The sequence below is a fragment of the Treponema sp. R80B11-R83G3 genome (assembly GCF_054786115.1).
Genome location: NZ_BDHF01000421.1, coordinates 1 through 564 on the forward strand (window position 1 = coordinate 1; position 564 = coordinate 564).

General features: G+C 36.2%; 1 protein-coding gene. It reads left to right on the top strand.

Going from position 1 to position 564, the window contains the following annotated elements; all coding sequences use genetic code 11:
* On the top strand, nt 1–405 hold a 405-nt coding region (locus ACYVRH_RS14235; protein ID WP_461257531.1), incomplete at its 5' end, for a hypothetical protein.
* Between the last annotated feature and the right edge of the window lie 159 nt (nt 406–564).

The window sequence follows — 564 nt, forward strand, 5'->3', positions numbered from 1 at the left end:
GCCCAAACTTCTGCCGATCCCCAGACTCTCATCCTTGCCGAATGGACATTTTTAGGTCAGGAGTTGGAATTTCTGGAAAAAACAGATAAAGACAGCATAAGCAGTTTATCTAAAGCCGTAAAATTCTTTGATGATGCTTTTCTTGCGGTAAAGGCTCTTAATGAATTAGATTATAAATTAGTTGATAATTTCTTTCCCCACGATAAAGAATACCGTATAAAAGACTATCCAAAAGATTCATTTCACGTTGCATGTGGCAAACATCAGACTAGGCTAAAAAACATACTCAAAGCCCCTGGCATAGACCCTATAGAAAAGGCATTGTTAAAACAGCGTTTAGCTAATATGTCTACCGCGCAAACAGCGTATGTGGAGAAACAGAAGAAGGCTTTAGCAAAAGAATAACAAAAGGAGAAAATATGTCTGCTTTAGATGATATAACTAAATTGGTTCTTAAAAAACTTGATGAAAATGAAAATGGATTAAGGTGGGCTGATTTATATTCTATGATTAAGATAGAATACCCAAATATGAAAAGCGGAACCATCGTTGGCAGTTTACGGA